The organism is Nostoc sp. (assembly GCF_036917415.1).
In the GTDB taxonomy this organism is placed as follows: Bacteria; Cyanobacteriota; Cyanobacteriia; order Cyanobacteriales; family Nostocaceae; genus Nostoc.
Genome location: NZ_JBALDJ010000114.1, coordinates 307,197 through 332,306, shown reverse-complemented (window position 1 = coordinate 332,306; position 25,110 = coordinate 307,197). Strand labels below are relative to the sequence as shown.

20 protein-coding genes are annotated in these 25,110 nt (G+C 41.4%); 14 read left to right on the top strand and 6 right to left on the bottom strand.

Features of this window, described 5'->3' with window-relative positions; all coding sequences use genetic code 11:
- Positions 1 to 70 precede the first annotated feature (70 nt).
- The 6 genes from V7K41_RS26890 (at position 71) to V7K41_RS26865 (ending at position 7,261) form a co-directional block, all read left to right on the top strand.
- Positions 71 to 1,096, top strand: a complete 1,026-nt coding sequence (locus V7K41_RS26890; RefSeq protein WP_334853134.1) for a glucokinase — start codon at positions 71 to 73, stop codon at positions 1,094 to 1,096.
- Between the two features lie 45 nt (positions 1,097 to 1,141).
- Positions 1,142 to 1,744, top strand: coding sequence for a hypothetical protein (locus tag V7K41_RS26885; RefSeq protein WP_334853133.1), 603 nt, complete (start codon positions 1,142 to 1,144; stop codon positions 1,742 to 1,744).
- A gap of 213 nt (positions 1,745 to 1,957) precedes the next feature.
- Positions 1,958 to 2,599 (top strand): Uma2 family endonuclease, encoded by a 642-nt coding sequence (locus V7K41_RS26880; protein WP_334853131.1) that lies wholly within the window; start codon positions 1,958 to 1,960, stop codon positions 2,597 to 2,599.
- Between the two features lie 671 nt (positions 2,600 to 3,270).
- The gene (locus V7K41_RS26875; protein ID WP_334853130.1) at positions 3,271 to 4,740 is read left to right on the top strand and encodes an efflux RND transporter periplasmic adaptor subunit; all 1,470 of its coding nucleotides are present in this window, start codon (positions 3,271 to 3,273) and stop codon (positions 4,738 to 4,740) included.
- 190 nt (positions 4,741 to 4,930) lie between these two features.
- Positions 4,931 to 6,148 carry an ABC transporter permease gene (locus V7K41_RS26870; RefSeq protein ID WP_334853128.1) on the top strand — a complete coding sequence of 406 codons (1,218 nt, stop codon included), beginning with the start codon at positions 4,931 to 4,933 and terminating at the stop codon, positions 6,146 to 6,148.
- Positions 6,149 to 6,649: 501 nt separating this feature from the next.
- Complete coding sequence (locus V7K41_RS26865) at positions 6,650 to 7,261, top strand: hypothetical protein (protein WP_334853127.1); 612 nt, start codon at positions 6,650 to 6,652, stop codon at positions 7,259 to 7,261.
- A 75-nt stretch (positions 7,262 to 7,336) separates the two neighbouring features.
- Here V7K41_RS26865 and V7K41_RS26860 read toward each other — a convergent pair whose 3' ends face one another.
- Complete coding sequence (locus tag V7K41_RS26860; protein WP_334853125.1) at positions 7,337 to 7,705, bottom strand: Dethiobiotin synthetase; 369 nt, start codon at positions 7,703 to 7,705, stop codon at positions 7,337 to 7,339.
- A 209-nt stretch (positions 7,706 to 7,914) separates the two neighbouring features.
- Here V7K41_RS26860 and V7K41_RS26855 point away from each other — a divergent pair, with 209 nt between their 5' ends.
- The 3 genes from V7K41_RS26855 to glmS all read left to right on the top strand — a co-directional run bounded on the left by V7K41_RS26855 (position 7,915) and on the right by glmS (position 11,178).
- On the top strand, positions 7,915 to 8,151 hold the full coding sequence (locus V7K41_RS26855) for a hypothetical protein (RefSeq protein WP_334853123.1): 237 nt from the start codon (positions 7,915 to 7,917) through the stop codon (positions 8,149 to 8,151).
- A gap of 498 nt (positions 8,152 to 8,649) precedes the next feature.
- Positions 8,650 to 8,895, top strand: a complete 246-nt coding sequence (psaC, locus tag V7K41_RS26850) for a photosystem I iron-sulfur center protein PsaC (protein ID WP_012411495.1) — start codon at positions 8,650 to 8,652, stop codon at positions 8,893 to 8,895.
- Positions 8,896 to 9,297: 402 nt separating this feature from the next.
- Complete coding sequence (gene glmS, locus V7K41_RS26845) at positions 9,298 to 11,178, top strand: glutamine--fructose-6-phosphate transaminase (isomerizing) (protein ID WP_334853121.1); 1,881 nt, start codon at positions 9,298 to 9,300, stop codon at positions 11,176 to 11,178.
- 258 nt (positions 11,179 to 11,436) lie between these two features.
- Here the strand turns inward: glmS and V7K41_RS26840 are convergent, their stop codons facing one another.
- Together V7K41_RS26840 and V7K41_RS26835 are read right to left on the bottom strand one after the other, a co-directional pair.
- A complete protein-coding gene (locus V7K41_RS26840) occupies positions 11,437 to 11,568 on the bottom strand; it encodes a hypothetical protein (protein ID WP_334853119.1) in 132 nt (43 codons plus the stop codon).
- 238 nt (positions 11,569 to 11,806) lie between these two features.
- Positions 11,807 to 12,256, bottom strand: a complete 450-nt coding sequence (locus V7K41_RS26835) for a PD-(D/E)XK nuclease family protein (RefSeq protein WP_334853117.1) — start codon at positions 12,254 to 12,256, stop codon at positions 11,807 to 11,809.
- Between the two features lie 1,110 nt (positions 12,257 to 13,366).
- On the opposite strand from V7K41_RS26835, the gene V7K41_RS26830 reads away from it, so the two are divergent.
- The 4 genes from V7K41_RS26830 to V7K41_RS26815 all read left to right on the top strand — a co-directional run bounded on the left by V7K41_RS26830 (position 13,367) and on the right by V7K41_RS26815 (position 20,621).
- Complete coding sequence (locus V7K41_RS26830) at positions 13,367 to 16,177, top strand: beta strand repeat-containing protein (protein ID WP_334853115.1); 2,811 nt, start codon at positions 13,367 to 13,369, stop codon at positions 16,175 to 16,177.
- Positions 16,178 to 16,431: 254 nt separating this feature from the next.
- Positions 16,432 to 16,575, top strand: coding sequence for a hypothetical protein (locus V7K41_RS26825; RefSeq protein WP_334853113.1), 144 nt, complete (start codon positions 16,432 to 16,434; stop codon positions 16,573 to 16,575).
- Positions 16,576 to 16,975: 400 nt separating this feature from the next.
- The gene (locus tag V7K41_RS26820; RefSeq protein WP_334853111.1) at positions 16,976 to 19,387 is read left to right on the top strand and encodes a hybrid sensor histidine kinase/response regulator; all 2,412 of its coding nucleotides are present in this window, start codon (positions 16,976 to 16,978) and stop codon (positions 19,385 to 19,387) included.
- Between the two features lie 565 nt (positions 19,388 to 19,952).
- Complete coding sequence (locus V7K41_RS26815) at positions 19,953 to 20,621, top strand: sigma-70 family RNA polymerase sigma factor (protein WP_334853221.1); 669 nt, start codon at positions 19,953 to 19,955, stop codon at positions 20,619 to 20,621.
- Positions 20,622 to 20,866: 245 nt separating this feature from the next.
- Here the strand turns inward: V7K41_RS26815 and V7K41_RS26810 are convergent, their stop codons facing one another.
- Genes V7K41_RS26810 through V7K41_RS26800 form a run of 3 tightly spaced genes read right to left on the bottom strand, consistent with a single transcriptional unit; the run spans position 20,867 to position 23,168 of the window.
- Positions 20,867 to 22,441, bottom strand: a complete 1,575-nt coding sequence (locus V7K41_RS26810; RefSeq protein ID WP_334853109.1) for an AAA-like domain-containing protein — start codon at positions 22,439 to 22,441, stop codon at positions 20,867 to 20,869.
- Between the two features lie 5 nt (positions 22,442 to 22,446).
- The gene (locus tag V7K41_RS26805) at positions 22,447 to 22,893 is read right to left on the bottom strand and encodes an AAA-like domain-containing protein (RefSeq protein WP_334853107.1); all 447 of its coding nucleotides are present in this window, start codon (positions 22,891 to 22,893) and stop codon (positions 22,447 to 22,449) included.
- Between the two features lie 53 nt (positions 22,894 to 22,946).
- Positions 22,947 to 23,168 carry a hypothetical protein gene (locus V7K41_RS26800; protein WP_334853105.1) on the bottom strand — a complete coding sequence of 74 codons (222 nt, stop codon included), beginning with the start codon at positions 23,166 to 23,168 and terminating at the stop codon, positions 22,947 to 22,949.
- A gap of 635 nt (positions 23,169 to 23,803) precedes the next feature.
- On the opposite strand from V7K41_RS26800, the gene V7K41_RS26795 reads away from it, so the two are divergent.
- The gene (locus tag V7K41_RS26795; RefSeq protein ID WP_334853103.1) at positions 23,804 to 24,616 is read left to right on the top strand and encodes a class I SAM-dependent methyltransferase; all 813 of its coding nucleotides are present in this window, start codon (positions 23,804 to 23,806) and stop codon (positions 24,614 to 24,616) included.
- The last annotated feature ends 494 nt before the right edge of the window (positions 24,617 to 25,110 follow it).

Below are 25,110 nucleotides of genomic sequence, written 5' to 3'. Positions count from 1 at the left end.
ATTTGCGTTCATGGCTTCTGGTACGTTGGGTATATCCTACAAAAAAGTAATTAATTCGCGAATAAATTCTATGACTTTATTACTAGCAGGAGATATCGGCGGGACGAAAACTATTCTGCAATTGGTTGAAACATCAGATTCATCAGCTTTACATACTATTTGTCGAGAAAGTTACCACAGTGCTGATTTTCCCGATTTAGTACCCATAGTGCAGCAGTTTTTGCTCAAAGCTAATACACCCATACCAGAAAAAGCTTGTTTTGCGATCGCCGGTCCCATTGTCAAAAATACTGCCCAACTAACCAATTTAGTCTGGTTCCTGGATACCGAACGTCTACAAGAGGAATTGGGTATCGCGCACATTTCTTTGATTAACGACTTTGCAGCGATTGGTTATGGCATTTCCGGTTTAGAAAAACAAGACTTGCACGCATTGCAAGTTGGCAATTTTAAACCCGAAGCCCCGATTGGAATTATTGGTGCTGGTACTGGCTTAGGGCAAGGATTTTTAATTAAACAAGGAAACGATTATCAAGTCTTTCCCTCAGAAGGTGGACACGCTGACTTTGCTCCTCGTAACGAGATCGAGTTTCAACTGTTGAAATACCTGCTGGGTAAACATGATATCCAGCGCCTTTCTGTGGAACGCGTCGTTTCTGGAATGGGAATTGTGGCAATTTACCAATTTTTGCGCGATCGCAAATTTGCCACTGAATCACCAGATATTGCCCAAGTCGTCAGAACTTGGGAACAAGAAGCCGGACAGGAAGAGAAAAGTGTCGATGCTGGTGCTGTCATTGGTACAGCTGCATTGCAAGGTAGCGATCGCCTCTGCGAACAAACTTTGCAATTATTTATAGACGCTTATGGTGCAGAAGCCGGCAATCTCGCCCTGAAACTCCTACCTTACGGTGGCTTATACATCGCTGGTGGTATTGCGCCCAAAATCCTGCCTTTAATCCAAAATAGCGGTTTTTTATTAAATTTCACCCAAAAAGGTAGGATGCGCCGCCTCCTGGAAGATATCCCTGTGTATGTTATCCTCAACCCGCAAGTCGGCCTAATAGGTGCTGCTTTATGTGCTGCTAAGTTATAACAGCTGGCATCATCAGTGAGATCGGTATCTCAAAAGGCAAAAAATATGACAGTTAAAAGTCTGTTGCCACTAATAGCCGCCACCATTGTCTATGGTGGCTCTGTTTTGGTGGAAGCGCGTCAACCCAAACCTCCGGTAGCTGTTGTCAAACCAACCGTTTCTCAAACCGTGCAGCCACAATGGAAGTTATACACTGCTCCCGATGGACGCTTTACGATTTTGATGCCGGGAAATCCCAACAGAAATAGCGAATACCAAAAAACTTATATGGGGGAAATTACTTTAGAAATATTTGTTGCTCAACCACCAAAACAGCAAGTAGCATACATAGTTGCTTACAATGATTTTCCTTATAGTTACGGTCAAATGGCTGACCCCGAAGCTGTACTTAATAATGCACGAGATATGGCTTTAAAGACTACGAAAAGTAATTTAATTAGTCAACGAAACATTCGTAGTTCCAATAATCATCCCGGCAAAGAAATTGAGTACATCAATTCTGGAGGGAAAATTACTATAAATAGAATGTATGTTGCCGAAGGAAGGCTATATCAAGTAATGGCAATAACTACAAAGAAGCAGCAGAAGACATTAGCTAAAACTATTACTGGATATTTAAATTCTTTTCATGTAGTTTTAAAAAATTGAAATAACTAACAACTTCTACCATATTAGCCTTGTAATCAATTACAAGGCTAATATGGCTTTTCCTAGTGATATAAATAACATCAAAGCAAGCTCCTCACTTTGCTCTAGCTAGCAGCCTCGAACGAGGGATGTTTCTAGATACAGCATTAGATGACTTACTGCTGGAAAATGAAACTTGTATGATCGTTGTTAAAGTTCCTCTTTCGCAATATTATGAGCGAATTACAGACCCAACTAGCAACCGATACCTGGATAACAGCAACTTGGGATGAATATATCCAAATAATTGAAAATCCTGCCTACGAAAAAGCCAAGAGCTACTACCACAATGGACAGATGAGGATTGAAATGCCACCAATCGGGAATGACCATGCCAGCGATCATGCAATTATTCTCTTTGCTGTTAACTTGTTTGCGAGCATTAAAGGCATTGCTCTAAATGGCAAGGATAATTGTACATATAGAAAAATAGGCTTTAATGAAGCTCAACCTGATGTGTCTTACTATATTGGTGAGGATGCTGATGTCATTCCTTATGGAACTTCAATCATTAATCTAGATATTTATCCACCACCAGATTTAGTTATTGAAGTGGCTAATACCTCACTTGCTGACGATCAAGGTGAAAAACGACTTTTATACGAAGATTTAGGAGTGAAAGAATACTGGATTTTAAATGTCCAGAATGTCCAAGTTATGGCTTTTGCTATTGAAAACCAAGGTAGTAGGCGGATTACAGAATCTCAGGTATTACCAGGATTAGCAATTTCTTTATTAAACGATGCATTACGGCGAACTCGTCAAATAAATCAAAGTCAAGTTGGTGCTTGGTTATTAACCCAATTTCAGCAATAATTACAAACTGCTTTGGGGTAGAAAATGGGGAATGGGGAAAAAGAAAAAGATACAGAGCAACTAATGCCCGATCGCACTAAGTAGGTGAGCGTAAATAATTATCGTTAGGATAAGGCAGGGGGCAGGGGGCAGGGAGTAGGGAGCAGGGGGCAGGGAGCAGGGGGAAAAAGGGTTTGAGCCTTATTTACTTTTCTTCACACAGTTCGGTTTTATTCTGCCCACTTACTTAGGGACTTCCAAATAAAAAAATATTCCAAAACTGACGCAAAAATCCTCTTAATCTCTCCTCTCTCTGTGTTCTCTGCGTCTCTGTGGTTCGTTTTTTGGGATAATTTATTTCTTGGAAATCCCTTATAGTAATCCTATCTGATTTGTGAGAATTGCCAGCCGTAGATTCCCAGCTTCTCAAAAAAGTCGAGGATCTTGTTTCTCATGAATAGTTCAGGATTGCACTAATATGCTGTGGCTAAAGTCACCCTTTTAGGTGAAGACATACAGAAATACGAATGCCTAGTATGAAGGAAGATTAAGCAACTATGAAGCGAATTATGCGTCTGGTTGTTAATTGACTCATAAAAATTTAATCCCAAAGCTTTAACAACTCCGTACTCTCCACTTGTCCTTTAACTAAAAAATATTCTTATACAGCAAGATTTACAGGCTTCTATAATATGGCTACGCACATAGAAATTCCAGTTATTGGCAAAGTTAAGCATCCATTGCGCTGGCTGATAGGGCTGATGGCGGGGAGTGCCTTGGTTGTGGGTACTGTAACAACTTACACTTTAGTAAATCAAGGGGCAAATAAAGAAGATATTGCTCAATTAACTGTGCCAGTAGCAGCACAAAACGTCACGTTGCGGATTACAGCTAGTGGCAAAGTCGTGCCAGTTCAGAGTGTAAATATTAGTCCGAAGAATCCTGGAGTGCTGTCGCAATTATACGTGGAACAAGGCGATCGCATTCAACAAGGGCAAATTCTCGCCCGCATGGATAGTGCCAGTATTGAAGCTCAAAGGAGCCAGTACCGTGCTAACTTAGCCCAAAATCAAGCACAGCTAGCCGAAGCCCTTGCTGGTAGTCGTCCTCAAGAAATCGCTCAAGCTAGGGCGCGATTAGCACAATCTCAAGCTCAATTAGCCGCGGCTAAGGCTGGTAATCGTCCCCAAGAGATTGCTCAATCTCAATCCCAAGTAGATGCGGCTCAAGCAAGGGTGAATTACACCAATGAACAGGTAAAGCGTTATCAATACCTATACGAACAGGGAGCAGAGAATAAACAATTACTCGATCAAGCCATCAGCGATGACAAAAGTGCTAGAGCCAGTTTAGAAGAAGCTAAAAAACGATTCTCGTTAGTCCAAACTGGCACTCGGACTGAGGAAATCGACCAACGCCAAGCTGCTGTTAACGAAGCACGGGCAGCATTGGTACTGTTAGAAGATGGTACTCGTTCTGAGGAAATTGCCCAGCGTCAAGCCGCTGTTGCATCTGCTGAGGCTCAGTTAAAGGGTGTACAAGTGCAGTTGGAAGATACTATTATTCGCGCTCCTTTGTCGGGAATTGTTACCCAAAAGTATGCCGAACCAGGCGCGTTTGTCACACCCACAACTTCTGCTTCTACTAGTGCGTCGGCAACTTCCAGTTCAATTGTCGCTGTAGCACGCGGTTTAGAAATATTAGCTCAAGTTCCCGAAGCCGATCTTGGCAGAATGAAACAGGGACAGCAGGTGGAAATTGTCGCCGATGCCTATCCCGATCGAGTTTTTAAAGGTCATGTGCGTCTGATTGCTCCCGAAGCAGTGGTGGAACAAGGTGTGACATCCTTTCAGGTGCGGGTTGCTCTCGATACTGGCATAGATAAACTGCGTTCTGGCTTAAATGTGGATCTGACTTTTTTAGGCGATCGCGTTAATAATGCCTTGGTATTACCAACGGTGTCAATTGTCACCGAAAAAGGTAAAACTGGCGTACTCGTACCAGATGCAAAGAATAAACCCCAGTTCCGCGAAGTTACAGTTGGGGCACAAATTCAAGACCAAACTCAGATTTTAGGGGGAGTTAAAAAAGGCGATCGCATTTTTGTTAACCCACCCAAAGACTACAAAATCGAAAAGACCAAAGAACAAAATAATTCCTAATTCGTAATTATATACAGCAGTTTGCAACAAGCGTGAGGTACAAAACCGAGGATTCAAAAATTAAATTATTCTTCTGCCTCCTGCCTCCTGCTTCCTGCCTCCTGCCTCCTGCCTCCTGCCTCCTGCCTCCTGCCTCCTGCCTCAAAACCAGTGACTTTGTACTTTATCCAAACGAAAACTGCTGTAAGATATGAATTTCCTCGAAAGCATGAATATGGCGGGGAAAACCCTGCTGTCAAATAAACTGCGTAGTGCCCTCACGATGTTGGGTATAGTTATTGGCAACGCTTCAGTGATTGCCATGATTGGGATTGGCGAAGGCGGGCAAAAGTACGTGAATAAACAACTGGAGTCATTAGGGCCAAATGTGCTGTTTGTACTGCCAGGTAATCGAGAAACTCAGCGCATTTCCTTTGAAGTACCAAAAACTTTAGTGTTGCAAGATGCAGATGCGATCGCTTCTCAAGTCCCAACAGTAGTAGGAGTTGCACCAGAGTTAAACAGAAGACAGGTAGTTATATACCGCAACAGAAACACCGATGTCAATATCATTGGTACAACTCCCTCCTTCCTATCAGTACGGGATTTTGAAACTGCTAAAGGCAGATTTTTCTCTGAAGTAGACATTAAGCGCAGTAACCAAGTGGTAGTACTGGGTGGAGACTTGGCAGAAAAACTATTCGGTAATAGTAACCCTGTAGGACAGCAATTGCGAATTGGAAATACCAGCTTTCAAGTGATTGGGACGTTAACAGCCAAAGGTTCCAGTGTGGGAGCAGATTATGATGATGCTGCCTTAATACCAATCACCACATCAGCAAACCGACTTGTAGGCAAGAATTCTCCTTATGGTATTGCCTTAGATTACCTCGTTGCTGCTGCTCGTGATTCAGATAGTGTGGATGCAGCAGAGTTTCAAATTACTAATCTGCTGCGTCTACGACACAAAATTAATGGTGAAGATGACTTTACTCTTCGCACCCAGAAAGATGCTTTGCAAACTGTCGGTCAAATTACAGGTGCATTAACAATTATGCTAGCTGCGATCGCAGGTATATCTCTGTTTGTCGGCGGCATTGGCATCATGAATATTATGCTAGTCTCCGTCACCGAACGCACCCAAGAAATCGGATTGCGAAAAGCGATCGGCGCAACTGAGCAAGATATTTTGCTACAGTTCATTATTGAGGCAGTAATAGTTTCCGCAGCTGGCGGCTTAGTTGGGACTGCGATTGGCATCAGTGGCATCCTATTAGTGGGAGCCTTGACTCCTTTAGAAGCGAGTCTTTCGCCTGTAGCGATTACTATGGCAGTTGGTGTCTCTGGAGGTATTGGTTTATTCTTTGGCGTTGTTCCTGCACGTCGCGCTGCTAAACTCGACCCTATTGTGGCTTTGAGAAGTGCTTAGTACCGCAAGGCGGAATTAAAAATTAAATATGAATACAGGCTTTTTGAGTTGTACGGAGTTTGTTCAAAAATCAAATATGAGTCCCAATACAGTTGGGTTAAGGTTTTTGATGAAAATTCTAGATCGCTAAAGATGCGTTAACAATTCAAAATTCAAAATTCAAAATTCAAAATTAAAGACAATTTCAGACGGGGATTTAAACCCCGACTGAAACTAGGGCTACCTGTAGAGGTAGGGGTCTTAAACCCTTTTATTTACGATAAATCATCACAAAGATGCGATAAATCGCCGTCTCTACAAAACGACTGATTATTGTAGAGACGGCGATTCATCGCGTCTCTTGGCTTAACCAAACAGTATTGATATGAATCCTATAGTTGAGCGATCAATAAAGGCTTCGATACGCGATCGCTGCAATCCATTGAAGTAATTTTGCTGAAAAACGGGAAGACTATGGTTAATCCCTAATCGGAAATTTCTATAAAAATCCTGAACAGCAAAATGCTCAAAAAATCTCTACTTAACTGTTTAATTTTACCTTTTTCTCTAGTGCCCTGGCTCTGTGTCGGAACGTTTTTTGATTCCCAAGCCAATGCTTTACCAGGGCAAAGTACAGAAGAGGTAGGCACTTGGATTAAAGCACATCCGACACTCCGCCCCAGGAGCGGAGAGCGATTATTTGTGCAAAAGACTGATACGGCTGCCCAACGATTTACTTTTCAAGCGTCGGTATTGCCTCCTGGTAGGGTGGAGTTTTCCAAAGACCGTGGCACAATTCGGACTGAGCGCATTACTATGTATGATGCTATTAACGGCATGACATTTGCGCGTCTCCAAGAATCCTTGCGGGTGATTTATGGCTTGGAGATTTATCAAGACTACGATCGCGCCCAAGTCGTGTATGAATATCCCAACCAGAAGGTAGTTAACTCAGCGCGTCTGGCTAAAACTCCAATTCGGGAAGCCTTAAAGGGAGAATTACGAATAGGCGATCGCTATGTATATTGGGTGGAAGTTGCCCAACCCAAGAATGGCAAAGCTTTTACCGGTCAAATGACCGTTTTGCTCAAAACTGACCTAGACAAGTTAGAAAATGAACTGCAAATTCGTTAATGGGCATGGAGCAAGAGGAGGCAGAAGGCAGGAGGCAGAAGTTCTTTAATTTTGAATTTTGAATTGATTTCTCCCTCATCTCTTCCCCAACTCCAACTGAGCTAAGGTTTGCCATGTACCCGAAAAGATACTTTCAGCTGCTAAGGAAATTCGTAGTAAATCCTCTTTGAGTAGTGGTGGCCAATCAACTCCGGCTTTACGCCCTGCGCCAAATAGCTGTTGCGCCTTAATGCTTAACTGATAAAGGGCCAAAGCCAGTTCTCGGTCTAGGCTCTTTGCATCTTTGAGGGCTTCAAACACCACTTTCAATGCCAACAAAATCGAAGTTATCTGACCGGGTACTGGCGGTTTGCCCTGTTTCATACGCGTTAACAGCGCATCTGGGTTTTCCTCGGTTGTGATTGTCTGATCTATGAGGAGTTTCCTAGCTGTTTCGTAATTCATGTAGTCAGTTTAGCGCACATTTTGCTTCAGCAGTAATACTTAATTAAAAAGTCATAAAACGGCTTTCTAGTTATTTATAGCAATCTCTTATGATTTGTGAAATGATAGGCGTGGGGAAAACGATCGGGAATTGGCGATGCTCTAGGTTAAGCAGATAGACTGAATATAATATCTTTGAAAAATACACCTTACTAGGAATCAAAAGTAAAATGATCTCACAAAATTTACTAGAACTTGAGCGCTCTATCCTTGCCTTGTCTGTGGAAGAACAACTTTGGTTGTTAGAAAGTATTGCTCGACAAATCCGAGAAAATGAGTATACAAAAGATAAATTATCTGATGTTAACAATCCAGAAGAACAACTGCAATTACCTGCTATTGAGCCAAAAATTAAAATAGGAGTTGCTGCTATAAATGATGAGTTTGCAGTTTCTGAAATACTCTAATATATAAAAATAAAAATTATGAAATTGCCAGACTTAAAAAGTTAAATATACAAGTTATCGGTGAGCGATCGCACTCTCTAAATTAATCATTTACATCGCAAAAGCAGTTTTATTCAGTAATAAAAACAAGTTTTTGCGTAATCTAGATTGCCGAACTGTTTTTGTTTACACGGGGATGTGGCGATCGCAAAATCAGATTATTAGCCAAAATCCCCATAATTAAAATTATGGAGATGTCCCTATTTCCTTTTAATTTTGTTTCATCTAGCTTTACGATTTAACCTCGTTATGGTATATCACTGTGGTAAATACGCTCTGATGATGTTGCTGATTATCAGTCAATAGAGACAATCTTGCAAAGAGAAATTTTAAGGGTGCTTATTACATTGTTTGAAGTTATGTAGCCTTTTGATTACGGCCTATCAACCTCTGCGGTAGACTATGCGTTGATTATGATTCTTTCGCAGAGAAGAACACTCGAAAGGAGCCGTTTTTTCAATGTCTCATACCGTAAAAATCTACGATACCTGCATTGGCTGCACCCAATGCGTCCGCGCTTGCCCTACTGATGTACTTGAGATGGTTCCTTGGGATGGCTGTAAAGCTGCTCAAATTGCCTCTTCACCCCGTACAGAAGACTGCGTGGGCTGTAAGCGTTGCGAAACCGCTTGTCCCACCGACTTTTTGAGCATCCGGGTTTACCTGGGCGCTGAAACAACTCGCAGTATGGGTCTAGCTTACTAAAAAGCTGAGTGCTGAGTACTGAGTGCTGAGTACTGAGATAAAAAGAAGTAAATCAGAAACACAATTTCTTGATTCTTCACTCGGAACTCGGAACTCGGAACTCGGCACTTAAGACTTTTAAGTATCTCAATAGCAAGCACCTTTAGCATCGGAGAGTGGAAATTGCCCGCTTTACGAAATCTTAATTTTAGATTGGGGATACAATCTCTAGGTATCTAAATCCTAGAACCCGTATTTGTACCGTCAGGTCAAAAGCTTACGGCTAATCAGTTGTCAAATCCCAAAATCCATAATAATACCTAGTGGTAGAGGGAGTAATTTACTCCCTTTTTTCTTTGCTTGTCGTCTTTGTGCCAAACACTATACTGGATTAAATCATCCTGAAAAAAAGTGGTGTGAACAATGTGCGGAATTGTTGGATATATAGGCACTCAAGCGGCGACAGACATTTTACTGGCTGGGCTAGAAAAACTAGAGTACAGGGGCTATGATTCTGCTGGAATCGCCACAATTTGGGAAGGTGAGGTAAATTGTGTGCGGGCAAAGGGTAAACTTCATAACCTGCGTTCTAAACTAGAACAAATAGAAACTCCGGCTCAAATTGGTATTGGTCACACACGTTGGGCAACTCATGGTAAACCCGAAGAGTACAATGCCCATCCCCATTTGGATACAGCAAAGCGAGTAGCTGTCGTGCAAAATGGCATTATCGAAAACTACCGCGAGTTACGCGAGGAACTCAAAGCAAAAGGACACGAATTCCGCTCTGAAACCGATACTGAAGTCATTCCCCATCTGATAGCCGAATTTTTAAAGAATCTTCCTCCCTCATCTTCCTCATCTCCCTTACTAGAGGCAATTCGTCAAGCTGTTAATCACTTGCGCGGGGCGTTTGCGATCGCAGTTATTTCTGCTGACTACCCCGATGAATTGATTGTTGTCCGCCAACAAGCGCCCTTGGTAATTGGTTTTGGGCAAGGAGAGTTATTTTGTGCGTCTGACACGCCTGCGATCGTTGCCTACACCCGTGCGGTGCTACCTCTGGAAAATGGCGAAATTGCCCGCCTCACACCTTTGGGCGTTGAGATTTACAATTTTGCTGGCGACAGGTTGAAAAAACAACCCCGTCTGCTCAACTTCAATCCTGCAATGGTAGAAAAGCAGGGATTCAAACACTTCATGCTCAAAGAAATTCATGAGCAACCAGGAGTAGTAAGAGCTAGTTTAGACGCATACTTTAATCCAACCGAATCTAGCGAATCGCCAATTAATCTTGGTTTACCTGCGGATTTATACAACGATTTAGAACAAATTCAGATCCTCGCTTGTGGTACAAGTTGGCACGCAGCATTAATCGGAAAATATTTACTCGAACAAGTAGCAGGAATTTCAACTCAAGTACATTATGCTTCTGAGTATCGCTATGCACCATCACCCGTGACAGCTAACACTTTGATTATTGGTGTTACCCAATCAGGTGAAACAGCCGATACCTTAGCAGCTTTGACGATGGAAAAAGAACGTCGTCAAGGAAAAGAACCCAAATATCAAGCGCGACTACTGGGCATTACCAATCGCCCTGAAAGCAGTCTCGGTCATCTAGTGCCGCATATTATCAGTACCCTAGCGGGAATTGAAATTGGGGTAGCAGCGACGAAAACTTTTACCGCCCAACTGATGGCGTTTTATGCTTTGGCATTGGATTTAGCAGCTCGTCGTCAAACAGTTTCAAAAGATACATTAGAGAAAATTATTAATGGCTTGCGGCAGATTCCCAAAGAAATTGAGGCAACATTGGAAAGTCAGGAAAGTTTAAGCGAACAGTTAGCTCATGAATTTGCCGAAACTCAAGATTTCATTTTTATAGGCAGAGGAATTAACTTTCCCATTGCCTTAGAAGGCGCGTTGAAATTAAAAGAAATCAGCTATATTCACGCCGAAGGGTATCCAGCTGGAGAGATGAAACACGGGCCCATAGCTCTTTTAGATGCGAAAGTACCAGTAGTTGCGATCGCAATACCTGGTAGTGTATACGAAAAAGTTATTTCTAATGCCCAAGAAGCCAAAGCTAGAGATTCTCGTTTAATTGGGGTGACTCCCGTCAACGATGGCGAAGCTGCAGAAATCTTTAACGATTTGTTCCCCGTCTCAAATGTGGATGAGTTACTTTCTCCCATTCTCGCTGTAGTACCTTTGCAATTATTGGCTTATCACATCGCTGCCCGTCGCGGTTTGGATGTCGATCAGCCTCGTAACCTGGCTAAAAGTGTTACTGTAGAGTAGTATTATTTTATACTTAATTTACTGTACAACAATAATAAATTGTATAACAAATAAAAAAGTTATACAATTTCTCCTGTGGGTGTAAATGTAAACATCTACAGGAATTTTTATGGCTAAAAACAAGATTGGACGCAAGCCAAGTTTGAGCGTTACTTGAAGGAAGGCCGTGGTCAGGGTAGTGGGAAAGACTATCAACCTTGGATAATTTCTAAGACTCCCTTCGGCCAATTCTTTTTACTGCCAAAATTAAGTTTGAGTTTAACTATCACCAATAGCGATTCTATAATATTTTTCTCCCGACTCTACAGCATTCATTGCTTGCAAAACTGGTTGACGGATTTCTACTTCCAAGCGATCGCTTGCTTGTCCTACATAAGTTTGTAGAGTCATGGGTGCTTGTTGCCAAGTCAGATGCTGCAACAACTAACTCAGAGCTTTTGCTTGTAACTCCTGTGCTAATTTGCCATTTTTCAGTACCCTGTGCTAGAGCTTTCTCAGCAGCAATTAGGTCTTTAAGCAATGTCTGCATTTGGGACATCAAAGAATAAGGAATTTTTTCGTAAAGCTCTACTGGCAAAGAATCCAATGCTTCATCTAACCACTGGCTAACCCAAGAATTTCCTCCAGTTTATCTAAAACTGTACTGACAGGCATATTGCTCAACATCTGGTTTAACTGCGTAATATCCTGTTTGCAAGAAAGTTTTGATTTTTTGTGCGATCGCTTCTAGTGTTTCTTGGCTTGGTTGTTTCTTAAAAAGCTTTTTGCCTTTGGTTACAGAATAATAATAAGTTTCATGTACTGTTTCTCCACGAAACAAAGTTGTACTGCCAAAGTGAATATATAGAGGTAATTGAATATCTACATTAGCTTTACCAGATTCATTTTTGATACCTCTGGGCGCTTCAGAACTGGTTTTGTAATCTAATAAAACTAAACCTTGGGGAGTGCGGTCTATTCTATCAATTAGACCTTTAATATTTAAACCATGCCATTCTCCACTAAACTCATTCTCTACGGTCAGATGGATGCTGTTTACAAGCTTCTTGCCAAACTTGGCAGATAAAAAAGAACACAAGGGATGCCTAAGCAATCTGGCAGTTAACTCAAAGGTAAATTTTTCTTCGATAACTCTTCATTATCCTGGCGACTGGTTTTTTATAAAAATCTATTTTTGTTCAAAATCTACCAATATAATCCAGTTTAAGATCCACCGTCTTCAGTAGTTTTTATACAATGGCTACGATGGGCTACGCCTAAGCTACGGAGTATGTTTGGTGGAGATAGTTATTCCTAAATAGCTCTTGATAACTTGCCAATACTCTACAGCGATTCGTCAGAACCTCGCAGCATAACCCCAGATTTCAAAAACTCTTACAGCTTGCTTGTCTACTAGGGGGACGACACGCTACACGAGCAGATAAAACAACCATTTAGCTGCTGTTTAGCTGCTGCATATAATTATTAGTGGCTTTCAAGACATGAAGAATATATAAAGATAAGTACTGACATTATACTGTTCGGCAAATAATGTGAAGAGTATGCAAAGATATATCTTTAAGTGTGGACATCTCAGTAAATCTTCAGATATGGTTATCAAAGTGTTATTTAGATGTTCCCTATTTTTAAGCTACACACCCGCGGGCGATAGCCCATAACAACTGCATAAAAATTCTTTCCCTATCGAAAGTGAATTATTCTCTATATTTACGACAGTAGGGCTACGCTTTCATAAGAAATATGAAGTGTGGGTTTTAGGCATTCAAGCTTGATTTTTCGACACTTTGTCAGTGATGGCTGGGTTGATCTGCGGATCAAGAATGATAGAAAAAGTGTAAAACCATCTGTTTTCCTAAATACACGCTCATAAATATGTACAATGCTTAAGACTTAGATAGTCGTAAATAGCATTATTAACGGGTACACAAATAACGAATGAAAAACGAAATAGGGAATTAGGTAAAGAATTTAACTTTGAACCTCCTGCCTTTTTCAAGTCAGTTAGATAAGTCCTACTTATAAGCTTATCAATAGGTAAATCTTCGAGAAAATTGCTAGCCCTCAAGGGTGACATAAAAGTATGTCGAAAGCGTTAACTCTCGGCAATTTCTGTGTGTCTTTTAATAACATTAACAACAAGTTAATAGCTGAAAGTTACTCAAAAAATCGATTTAGGAAGATAAAAGTTATGGTGAATATCATTGGAACCAACGGTAAAGATACTCTACTGGGTAGTCAGGGTGCAGATACAATTAACGCTAAAGTGGGTGATGATATCATCGATGGCAAAGATGGTAACGACCTTTTAAGCGGTGATGCCGGAAATGATACCCTCATCGGTGGTGCAGGGAATGATACTCTCCTTGGTGGTACAGATAACGACTCCCTGCGTGGTGGTACAGATAACGACTCCCTGCGTGGTGGTACTGGTAATAACCTAGTGCAGGGTGATGAGGGAAATGATACCCTTGATGCTGCCTATTCTTCTGGAAATAACATCCTCAGTGGAGATGCTGGGGATGACTACCTTGATATTAGCTATTCTGTTGGCAACAATACGGTTTCAGGCAAAGACGGCGATGATTCTTTTTACGCAGATGAAGTCCAGGGTAGAAACACTCTAAATGGAGGCGCTGGTAATGACACCTTCTATTTGTCCGCCTCAAAAACTGCCCCTTCTTCTTTAACGACTCAAAGCGTAAATGGAGAAACTGGTGAGGATTACTTGTCTGTATATTACACCAGTGCTACTAAAGCAATCACTTCGAGTTTCGATGCTGCTACTAACACTGGTTCAATTAGGGCTGGCACAAATCTGATTAACTACAACAATATCGAACAATTAGAAATTAGAGGTACAACCTACGCTGACTTTATTGTTGGGAGCAATGGCAACGATTTACTCTTCGGAGGCAGTAGTGGTAATGATTTAAATTATGGCAATGATACGATTTTTGGCGGTGAAGGTAACGATTGCTTGAATGTTGATTATTCAACAAGCGATAACATTCTTAACGGTGGTGTTGGTAACGATCAATTCAGTGCTACCTCTTCAACAGGTGATAACCTATTCTCTGGGGGCGATGGCAATGATAATCTTTCTGCCTCTAAGACAGATGGCAATAACACCCTCAACGGTGGTGCTGGTGACGATCAATTAAATGCTAACTATTCAACAGGCGATAACATCCTCAATGGAGGAGATGGCAATGATTCTCTTAGTGCCTCTCGCGACTATGACTATTCCGCCTCTTTTACCTCCGGTAATAACACTCTCGATGGTGGTGCTGGTGACGATGAATTGAGTATTAACTATTCAACGGGCAATAACATCCTTAATGGGGGGGATGGCAATGATTCTTTCTTTGCCTCTGGCTACTACGACGACAAAAAAGCCTATGGCACGTTTGGTAATAACATTTTCAATGGAGGGAATGGTAATGATTCCTTCTCTTTCGTCCTATATGCTTCCCCACCTTCCTTAGCGACTCAAACAGTAGATGGGGGGACAGGTAACGATTTGTTGAGCGTTTCGTATACCTATCCTAGTGGGGGAATCACAACAACATTCAATGATGCTACTAACACTGGCTCGATTAGAGCGGGCACAGATCTGATTAACTACAAAAATATCGAAGGATTACATATCTCAGGTACAGTCTACAATGACTTGATTGTGGGAAGTAATGGCAACGATACCCTTTCCCTCTACGGGAGTAGTAGTGGCAATGATACGATCGATGGGGGTAAAGGTGATGATTTATTGGAAGCCTATTATTACAGTAATTCTAGCGGGGGTGAGGGAATCACTTCAACTTTCAATGCTGTTACTAACACTGGTTCCATTACATCAGGCACGAATCAGGTTAGCTACAAGAATATTGAACGATTAAATATCTCAGGTACAGCCTACAATGATTTGATTGTGGGGGGCAATGGCAATGATACACTCACCGGAGGCGATCGCGGCAAAGATACCATAGATGGAGGCAAAGGTGACGATTTGTTGTCCTTCTATAACTATTCTATCGGACAGGGAATCACTTCAACTTTCAATGCTGTTACTAACACTGGTTCGATTACAGCAGGCCCGAATCAGGTTAGCTACAAGAATATCGAACAATTAAATATCTCAGGTACAAACTACGATGATTTGATTGTGGGGAGCAATGGCAACGATACCCTCGCTGGGGGAAATGGAAATAACACGATTCTCGGCGGTGCAGGTAAGGATTACTTGAGTGCTGACTATTCAAATGGTAATAATTCGCTCTCTGGTGGTGATGATAATGATTCTCTTAACGTCTCTGGCTCCTACGACGACTACCGAGGCGATTTTTATCTTGATGCTATTTCTGGTAAGAACACCCTCAATGGTGGCGCTGGTGACGATAACTTAGTTACTAACTATTCATCAGGCAATAACCTACTCTCTGGGGGCGATGGCAATGATACTCTCACAGCCGCTGGTTCAGCTTCCTTATATTCCGCATACGGAGCTTATACTGTCTCTGGGAATAACACGCTCAATGGTGGTGCTAATGACGATCGCTTGATTGTTGACTACTCATCAGGCAATAATCTACTGGATGGAGGCGATGGTAATGATACTCTCACAGCCTCTGGTGCCTCTGGCAAAAACACCTTCAAAGGTGGCAAAGGTAATGATAACCTTTATGGAGGAGCTGGTACTGATACCTTTGTTTTCAATAGTTTCAATGAAGGCGTTGATAATATTTATAACTTCAATGCGACTAATGAACTGATTCAGGTATCGGCTGCTGGTTTTGGTGGTGCGTTATCATCAGGTTTACTCTCAGCTAGCTCTTTTACCTTTGGAACATCTGCAACAAAGATCGATCAGCGATTTATCTATAACAACACTACAGGTGCACTATATTTTGACCAAGATGGCAGTGCGGGTGGATTTACTCAGGTACAATTTGCACAACTATCTGGTGGAGTGTCACTAAGCCAAAACAACTTTCTAGTTGTTTAATTCTCAACGCCATAGTCAAATAGAAATCTTCAGAATGCGAGGTGCTATATTAGGGCATCTCGTATTCGATTCATTAAACCACGCGGTAGAATAATTACTCCAATTAGTGCAAATAGCGAGGCGATGTGCTACCGCCCAGCTTTGCTAACGCGCTCCGTTCCTCACCAAGAGCAAGCAATTGCCCATCTCTTTTAAGAGCGATCGCTCGGATTAAGCAAATTTTTGACTAAGGTTCAACGCGGTTGTTTTATTATGTGCAAAACCCAGCATACAGCGTAGTGTTAGAGGAGAATATCTGGGGAAAAGCTCTTAATCGAATAATTGTAGATAAAATTTCTCCAGAGCAAGCAACTGATGAAGCAATTAAGCAGATTAAACAAATTTTTGCTCAATGGTAATCAATAATTATCTATATTAACTAAAGGAATAGCTTATAGCGGTTCTCGGTTGAGTGAGGTACACCCGTAGGGGCACGGCAGTGCTCATACGTGTCAACTTAAGCCGAAAACTATATCAGACAGGCGTTTTGTAAATCCCTCACGCCCTCATCCCTAACCCCTTTTCCCTTGGGAGAAGGGGAATTGAATGTCTAGCTCCCCTCTCTCTTGGGAGAGGGGCTGGGGGTGAGGGCAAAATGTTTTCACCAAGCGGGTTTAGCGTTAAGTTGACACCAATGGGCAGTGCCGTGCCCTTACACTTCGCGATTAATCTTGTACCGCATCTGAATGGGAACCGCTATATCTGCATGAATAAGAAAAAAGATAAATATCTTTAGAATAAGAAATAACTTGTAAATATATGAAGTTCTGGAATCAGCACCTAACTATTAAAGTTGCCAGTTCCTTCTTATTCCTATCCTTGGTGACTGTAGGTGTAGTAGGAGGATTTGCTTTTCTCAATGCGAAGGAAGCTCTGAAGCAAGCTGCTTTTGAACGACTCAGTGCTGCTGCCACTCTCAAAGAAGAAGAAATTACCCGTTGGTTTGAAGACCAAGAACGAGACTTTCTCCTAGTAACTCAGTTTCCAGACGTACAAAATAATTTTCAAATACTTTTAAATTCCCAAGTCGGCGACGCAAATTATCGTCAAGCTTACAAAATTCTCTCAGATTATCTCGCAAACATGGCGAAAATCAAGCCAAGTCTTGGGGAAATTTCCATTCTTAACCGGAGTAATCGGATTATTTTATCTACTAACAAACAGCGTGAAGGTCAATATGAAATTTCAGCTAACATCACCTATATTGAACAGATTCAGCTAGGAGACTCTTTTGCCCCCATTTTCTATACCTCACCTATTAGTGGCAAGCCATCAGTTACTTTTGCAACCTCTATACGAGATGCAACCAAGATACGCCAAGGTGTTCTTTTAGCCGATCTAAATTTAGACCGAATAGATCGGATTGTTCGGGAACGTACAGGCTTAGGTAAGAGTGGCGAAACTTATTTAGTTGGTTCTTTAGTAACTAAAAACGCTTTTATTTCTAAAGATCAAGATAAAACACAAACACCAGACTTTTCTCAAGGAGTTAGCAGCCAAGGTATTGATGCCGCAATGAGTGGAATTAGCGGTCAAGGGCTTTATCCAAACTATGCCGGAGTGTTAGTAATTGGGGTATATCACTGGCTCAATGACCAAGACCTAGCCTTAATGGTGGAGATGAACCAGGAAGAAGCCTTTGCGCCGGCTCGGCGATTAGCAGGGACGATGATGCTAGTGGGATTCTTATCAATGGGATTTCTATTGATTGGAGTGTCTTGGCTAACGCGACAGTTAAAAATCTCTGGCGAACAGTTAGAGAATTACAGCCATAGATTAGAAGTAAAAGCCAAAGAAACCGAAACTGCCAACCGTGCCAAAAGCGAATTTCTCGCAAACATGAGTCACGAACTTCGTACTCCTCTTAACAGCATCCTTGGCTTTACTCAGCTACTGACCCGCGATTCTTCTATCAATGCTTCTCAGTTGGAACATTTAGAAATTATCAGTCGCAGTGGAGAGCATTTGCTTACCTTGATTAATGATGTGTTGTCAATGTCCAAAATTGAGGCGGGTTTAACGACACTGAATAACAATAGCTTTGATTTGTACACTCTACTTGATTCACTTGAAGAGATGTTTCAAATTAAAGCAGAATTCAAAGGTTTACAGTTGATGTTTGAACGTAGACTTGAAGTTCCTAGATATGTGCATACAGATGAAAGCAAATTGCGTCAAATCTTGATTAATCTCCTTGGTAATGCTATCAAATTTACTCAAGAAGGTGGCGTGAGTTTGCGAGTTAGAATGAAGGAAGAAAGTAAACTACAGCAACAAGAAGGGGCACAAGCAAGAAAAAACTCCTATCCCTCATTCTTCTGGCTTGATTTTGAAGTCGAAGACACTGGTCCAGGGATTGCACCTGCTGAAATTGAAAAGTTATTTAAGCCCTTTGTTCAAACAGAAGCAGGTCGAAAATCTCAGCAAGGAACAGGTTTGGGTTTAACTATTAGCCAACAATTTGTGCATCTAATGGGGGGAAGTATTATTGTTAGCAGTACTTTGGGTCAAGGAACGATTTTTTCTTTCGATCTCCAAATTAGTCTAGCAGAAGTAGCTGAAGCTCCAATTCGACAGCTAAAACGACGAGTAATTGGTTTAGAGCCTAATCAACCAAAATACCGAATCTTAGTAGTTGAAGATAAATGGGAAAATCGCGAACTCCTAGTCAAGATGCTAGTATCCTTTGGCTTCGAGGTACGTCATGCTGAAAATGGTCAAGAAGGGGTGACTCTTTGGGAAACTTGGGAACCGCAACTAATTTGGATGGATATGCGGATGCCTGTAATGGATGGATATGAAGCTACTAAACAAATTAGAGCTACTTTAAAGGGTCAAGCTACTGTGATTATTGCCCTAACTGCTAGTGCTTTTGATGAGGAGCGCTTTGTGGTTTTATCGGCTGGCTGCAACGATTTTGTACGTAAGCCGTTCCGAGAGGAAGTAATCTTGAATATGATGTCTAAATATTTAGGAGTGCGTTATGTATATGCAGAGAAACCCCTTCAAAAAGACGAATTTGCCGAAAATTCCGACCTGAAACTTTTATCATTAGAAGAGATGCTGGCTCAGATGCCCACTGAGTGGGTAGCACAGCTACACCAAGCGGCACTGTGTACTGATGAAAAGCTGATTTTTAGCTTGCTTGAGCAAATTCCTGACAAATTATGACTTTTTCATACTGTTAAAAAGTGAGTGATTCACTTAAATTAAAGGTATGGTCAAAGTAAACTTCAATCCAAAACCTCAAGAAGGTCTAATAAGTAGAAGCAGAAGGGAAAACCCCAACAGTAACAGGTTCTTCTGATTTGCATTTTACATTTAATTATGTCCTCTTACTGAGTTGATTATCTGGATTGAATTGAGTCGGCGAACAAAAGTGTATTGCCCATTGCAACCATGCTGTTATCACCTCTGATATCTGACAGATAATGATAGATAGCAACAAAAATCAAGCAAAGAAATGCTTGTCGACTGCATCAAGCCTGCAAAGTATACAGAAAAAAGAAACTTCAGGAAAGAAAATAAGATGCGAAAAAATAGTATAAACCAAGATTTTATCCCGCCTGAAGAAGCAATTCATTGCTGTATTCAGGTATCTGAGCAAGGAAATATGAATAGCATTGCTGTTAAAACTGATGATGCGAACAACAACTCTTTGACTGTAGCAGATGTTACTACTGATTTAGACATTCAGAGTCATTCACTACCAGTAAACCAGGAAGTCAAGCATCTGTTGTTTAGCACCTCAGTTAAGGAGGATCTAAATGAACAGCTAACATCCTTAGTTGCCCAAGCCCGTAGACATCCACCTGGAAGCCCTCAACGTCAGAAGTTGCTCACGCAAATCATTCGTTTAACACAAGGTAAACTCTGGAAGGAAAATACTCCCTACTATCAAGACGCACTGCAACAAACTTGGTTGTATTTCTGCCGCAATGTTTGTGATGGTCTGACAGGTCAAGCCTATGACTCCACTCAAGGTAGTGTGATTAATTGGCTAGATGCTTACCTAAAACGCAGACTACAAGACTTTTATCTCAACCAAAACCGGGAAAAAGCCACAACAGTACCCTTTAGGGTTCATCAGTTTAAGTCGGGTGAGATTGGTGAAACTATTGACCCGATAGATAATATACCAGCCACCCCCCAAGCGCCTCCCATTTTGGAAAACCTGGAGATATGGGTGAAGACAGACTCAGATATGGAACTATGTAGTACTCACATTAAAGGGCGTCCAGACGTAAATTGTCAGGTATTAATTCTCAAACGCTTACCCCCGGAAGTTAGCTGGAAAGAATTATCTAAAGGCTTTCGGCTGCCAATTGCGACATTAAGCAGTTTCTATCAACGTCAGTGTCTACCACGCTTGCGGAAATATGCTGAGATAGAGGATTTATTCTAAACTAGACTTTCAACTACAGGAAGGTGGCTGACAAAATTCCAGATCCTGGCAGTAAAGCAATATTTCAGCAGATAACTTAGAGAGGCAGCTTAGGAGAAATATCGATTTAGGTTTTACCTATTCATCGAAACATCTCTGAACAATTAGTGCTGAGTAAATAGTGCATAATTTCTAATAACTAAAAATTCCAGTCAACTATCATAGATGTAATTTTATTTGGGTTGCAGATACAATCGTTGTCCTACTCATGGGTAATGTAGTAATTGCTTTGAGGTCACTGAACAGTGCTTTTTATACTCGAAAGTTACCATCGCCAATCCTAAAACAACTATTAATGCCCAACCGAACGCGCCTAGAAAAAATAATCTTTGAAATCTAGCTGCTTTTTGCTCTTGAACTAGTCGAGCTTTAACTTCTTTAGTTCGTTCTGCTTCTAACCATGTCTCAACTTCTCGCCGATCGCATTCTTGGCTAGCTGCTAAAAACTGATAATCCAAATCGCTCAAGCTTTTGCCTTGTGACCAAGCTAGAGCTTCATGTAAAGCTGTCCCGCGTAATAGTCGGGAATTATCACGATGAACTGAGGCTACCCAAGCGTTGAATGCTTGGGAGTAGGGTCGTAATTTTGCTAGTTGTTTCTCTACCCAAGTTTGGTTAAAAACCTCTTCATAAATCCGGTTCTTTACTATTAGTTGCCCTTGCTGCTTGGTTACTAAACCCGACAACAGCAGTTCTATTTGTTCTTCTCCATCATCACAAGCTATCTGAATTCCTTGTAAAATTTGCTGGTACAATCCCAGCAAACCTCCAGCACGCTGCTCATTTATCAGTAGGCGATCGCGAATTGTTTTCAAATGCTCTGGATCGTCTTTCGCTTCCCATTTCTCAATAATATGGGTTTGCACTAGTTTTTCTAAAATTAGCAAGGGAAATTGGTAATAAAAATTTATCAAATGTTGATTAATAATCGGTAAATGGTTATCCAATTTATAACGCTCATCAACTTCTAAGCTTCTCTGTTCTTCAACATTTTTGCTTCCACAGGTTCTTTCTTGCACTACTATCTGACATAGTTTTTGAGTCAGAAATGGCTGACCATTTGTCCAAGCTAAAATTTCTTTTAAAACCGCCATCGGATTAGCTACTTTAGTTTCTAAACCTGCCGCTAATGGCTGAACTTCCGATAAATTAAAGCCGTGCAGTTCAATAGATTTACCAATATTAAATGGGGTACAGTTGCGATCGGCAATCAAATCTGAAGGGGTTGCTACTCCGAACAGCGCCCAAGTTAGGCGGTTATATTCGGGATTTTCGGCTCGTTGATTGTAGCACGAGCGAATTAGAGTAAAAAAATCGACTACAGGAAAATTTAAACCTAAAACACTATCAATTTCATCAATAAAAATAAATATTTTTTCAGTTTTTAGTTCAACTAACAAAATATCTTCGACAAACTGGCTCAATCGCTGTAATGCAGGTAAATCTTCACGCTCCGACCACCAGGCTTTTATATTAACTTTGCTAAAGAGGTTAAAGCTCCTTAATAAGTCAACCACTATGCCCTTATACCATTGAGCAGGAGTAATATTGCCGTTGCCGATGCGAGTCATGTCGATAGAAGCACAACTGTAGCCTGCTTGTTCTAATTTATGCCTTGTTTGTAACCGCAAGCTAGATTTACCCATCTGTCGGGAACTAAATACATAACAAAATTCACCTTGAATTAAAGCATTATAAAGTTCAAAGTCAGCCTGTCTTTCTACATAGCTAGGAGCATCGATTTTGAGACTACCGCCAATTTGATATTCGTATTTATTCATAGCGTTTAAGTTAATTGCTCTCGGAAATACAGCTGATATAACTCACAGCTAGGCATTGCCTGATTTCCTTTAAGTTTTACCAAACCCATACTTTCTAATTTATAGGCAGCGATCGCTTCTAATTGCACACTTGTTGGAGAGGTAACTACCCGTTTGAGTGCGATCGCCAGTTCTGGATGTTCTTGGAGATTGGCTAGATGATGGCGTAAATAGTTGCTATAGATGCCGGCAATTGTGGGAGCCTCTTTTAATAGCTGCTCTAGGGTTACTGTTTGATTTCCCAGGTTATAAAGAGCCAGACGAGCTAGATAGGGATGACCACCAATCATTGCTCGTAGCAAAGCCAGCTTTTCTAATCCTTTCTCACCTTTGGCCCAATCGAGTCCATGACGCACTGCCAATTCTTGCATCTGCTCTAAACTAAATTCTGGTAACTTAATCGGTAGCCCCACATTGAAAGGAGATTGATTAATATCTAACGGGATATAAGCTTCAGTGGCATGAACTATGAAACCCAGACGAGGTTGGTTTGTTGCATTGATGTATCACTAGCAGCAGCTTCGGGGAGTTTTTTTAGGTAGAAAGCGCCATTACTGCCGAGGTGCGTCTGCCCAATGCTTTGACCTGGAATAATCAGATAGTCATCGGTAATAGCTAATGCAGGCGGCAGCGTTGCCATGCCCAATGCAGCAGCCATAAAAACTGTCAATATCTGTCGTTGTTTCATTTTGTTTTTATTAGAACAGGAGATTTGCCATAACTTTTCTAGAAGCTTTTTGTCCAAGAATTTCCCTGGTTCAAGATTTGCTGAAATAAAAGTATCACAGAATACAAAATATCCTAGTGTAGGCGTAGCCCACCGTAGGCATCGCTCTTGGTAAAAGTCTTTTTGGATTATTGATAGCTGTATACGGCTACAACATTAATTTGTGGTATTCCAGATTTGGTTCAAACATTTTTGTTATGCCGTGGCACGCAGGTATGCGGCAATTTCCCCTTTCCACCGTACTAGGGCATGTTAAGAGATTTTGCATTGCTTCTGAATAGTAAATATGTAGCCAAGCGACGGTATCATCCAAATAAAAGGGCACTATTGGCTGCCACCTGTTTTCAAATACTCGCTTTCTATTCCTACTTGAGATCAAAGCGATCGCAGAGTAACTTGAAATTTTGACATTTCCAAGCTGAACAAAATAACAGGTAACTTATACGTGGCATCATCTTCATAATTAACAGTCTGCCAAGCATTCGGCAGCATCTCATACAAAAAAGAGACTAGACTATATTGTATTTGCAGTTTATTTGTCGTTCCCAGATTGAAGTCTAAAAACACCAGTAATGAGTATAAGTAGGAGATGATTTATGGCGAGATGGAACGCAGAGAAAAAACAAGCGTATCGAACCGAGGTAATTCAACGCATTACCGCAGCGATGCCCTCAGTAATGCAAGAATATGCCTCAATTAATTGGGCGGAGGAACTCAAAGGCTACCATACTGAGCATGAATATTACCCTGACTACATCCACGCTCCCATTCATGGGGCAACTGATTCCTACACGAACCCTCAGTCGTGCTTAGGTTGGGATGCTGCTATGGATGCGATTATTCCCCTCAGCCACAATGTTAGTTGCCAGCAGTTGCGCGAGCAAATGGCTGAACTAATTCCTCAAGACGCTCAAATTGAGACGGTGCTAGAGCTTGGTGCAGGTACGGCTGGTGGAGCGCTGGCCCTAGCACGGCGGTTTCCCCAGGCCACTTTTCACGTTACTGATGTTTCGCCTTACATGCTGGTGATTAGTCAGCACAAGTTTAACAAGGCTGGATTTAGCGAGCGAGCTTCTTTTGAGCAGGTGGATGCCCGTAACACTGGCTACCCTGACAACTCCTTCGATCTTGTCACGTCATCACTACTCTTCCACGAGACGCCTAAAGAGTGGACGCCTAAGATTCTTAAGGAGATGTACCGGATTACCAAACCTGGAGGTTGGGTACTATACGCTGACACCTATCGGGGTGAATACGCCCTGAGCGCTTCTTTTCAAGAACCGTGGTTGGATGACTTTATCCATTTCAACTTCGAGTACGAGTTTGCCAAAGCAGGTTTTACAGAACTTAATTACATCCGCTATGCTGTGGGTTTGTGGTATATGGTTGGCCGGAAGCTAGAAATGTGAGGATAAAACAAGCACTTTATACCAATTCGTAATTTGTAATGACGCTTGTTCCTCTCTACGAGACGCTGCGCGAACGCTAACGCTGCTAACGTAATTTGTAATTAAGAAAGTCTTACTTAGTCTCGGTTTCAGGGTTTGTATCTGTTTCATTATTTTCGTGAAATGGTATTATGTCAACTACTTGTAATTAACTGACTCTTTAGAAGGGGCTGCTGCGTACATACAAGTCTTTTAGAGTTACTGCCTAACGTAGGTAGATTAATTTTTGCAGGTCGATGCAACTAAGATACAGGTCGGGTTCTTGGCAACTTTTGGTGATGATTAAAGGTGATGCGCTTTAAGGCAGAAGCGTTTTAAGAGTTTGCCTGTCGTCGTAGAACTTGTGACAAAGATTTAGATCCAACTTAAAGACAAGATTGTGATGTAGAGGTTCTGTAACCCAAGAAACGCAGGAATTTTTATCGATCGCGATCGTATCTCTCAATGCAAGTAGA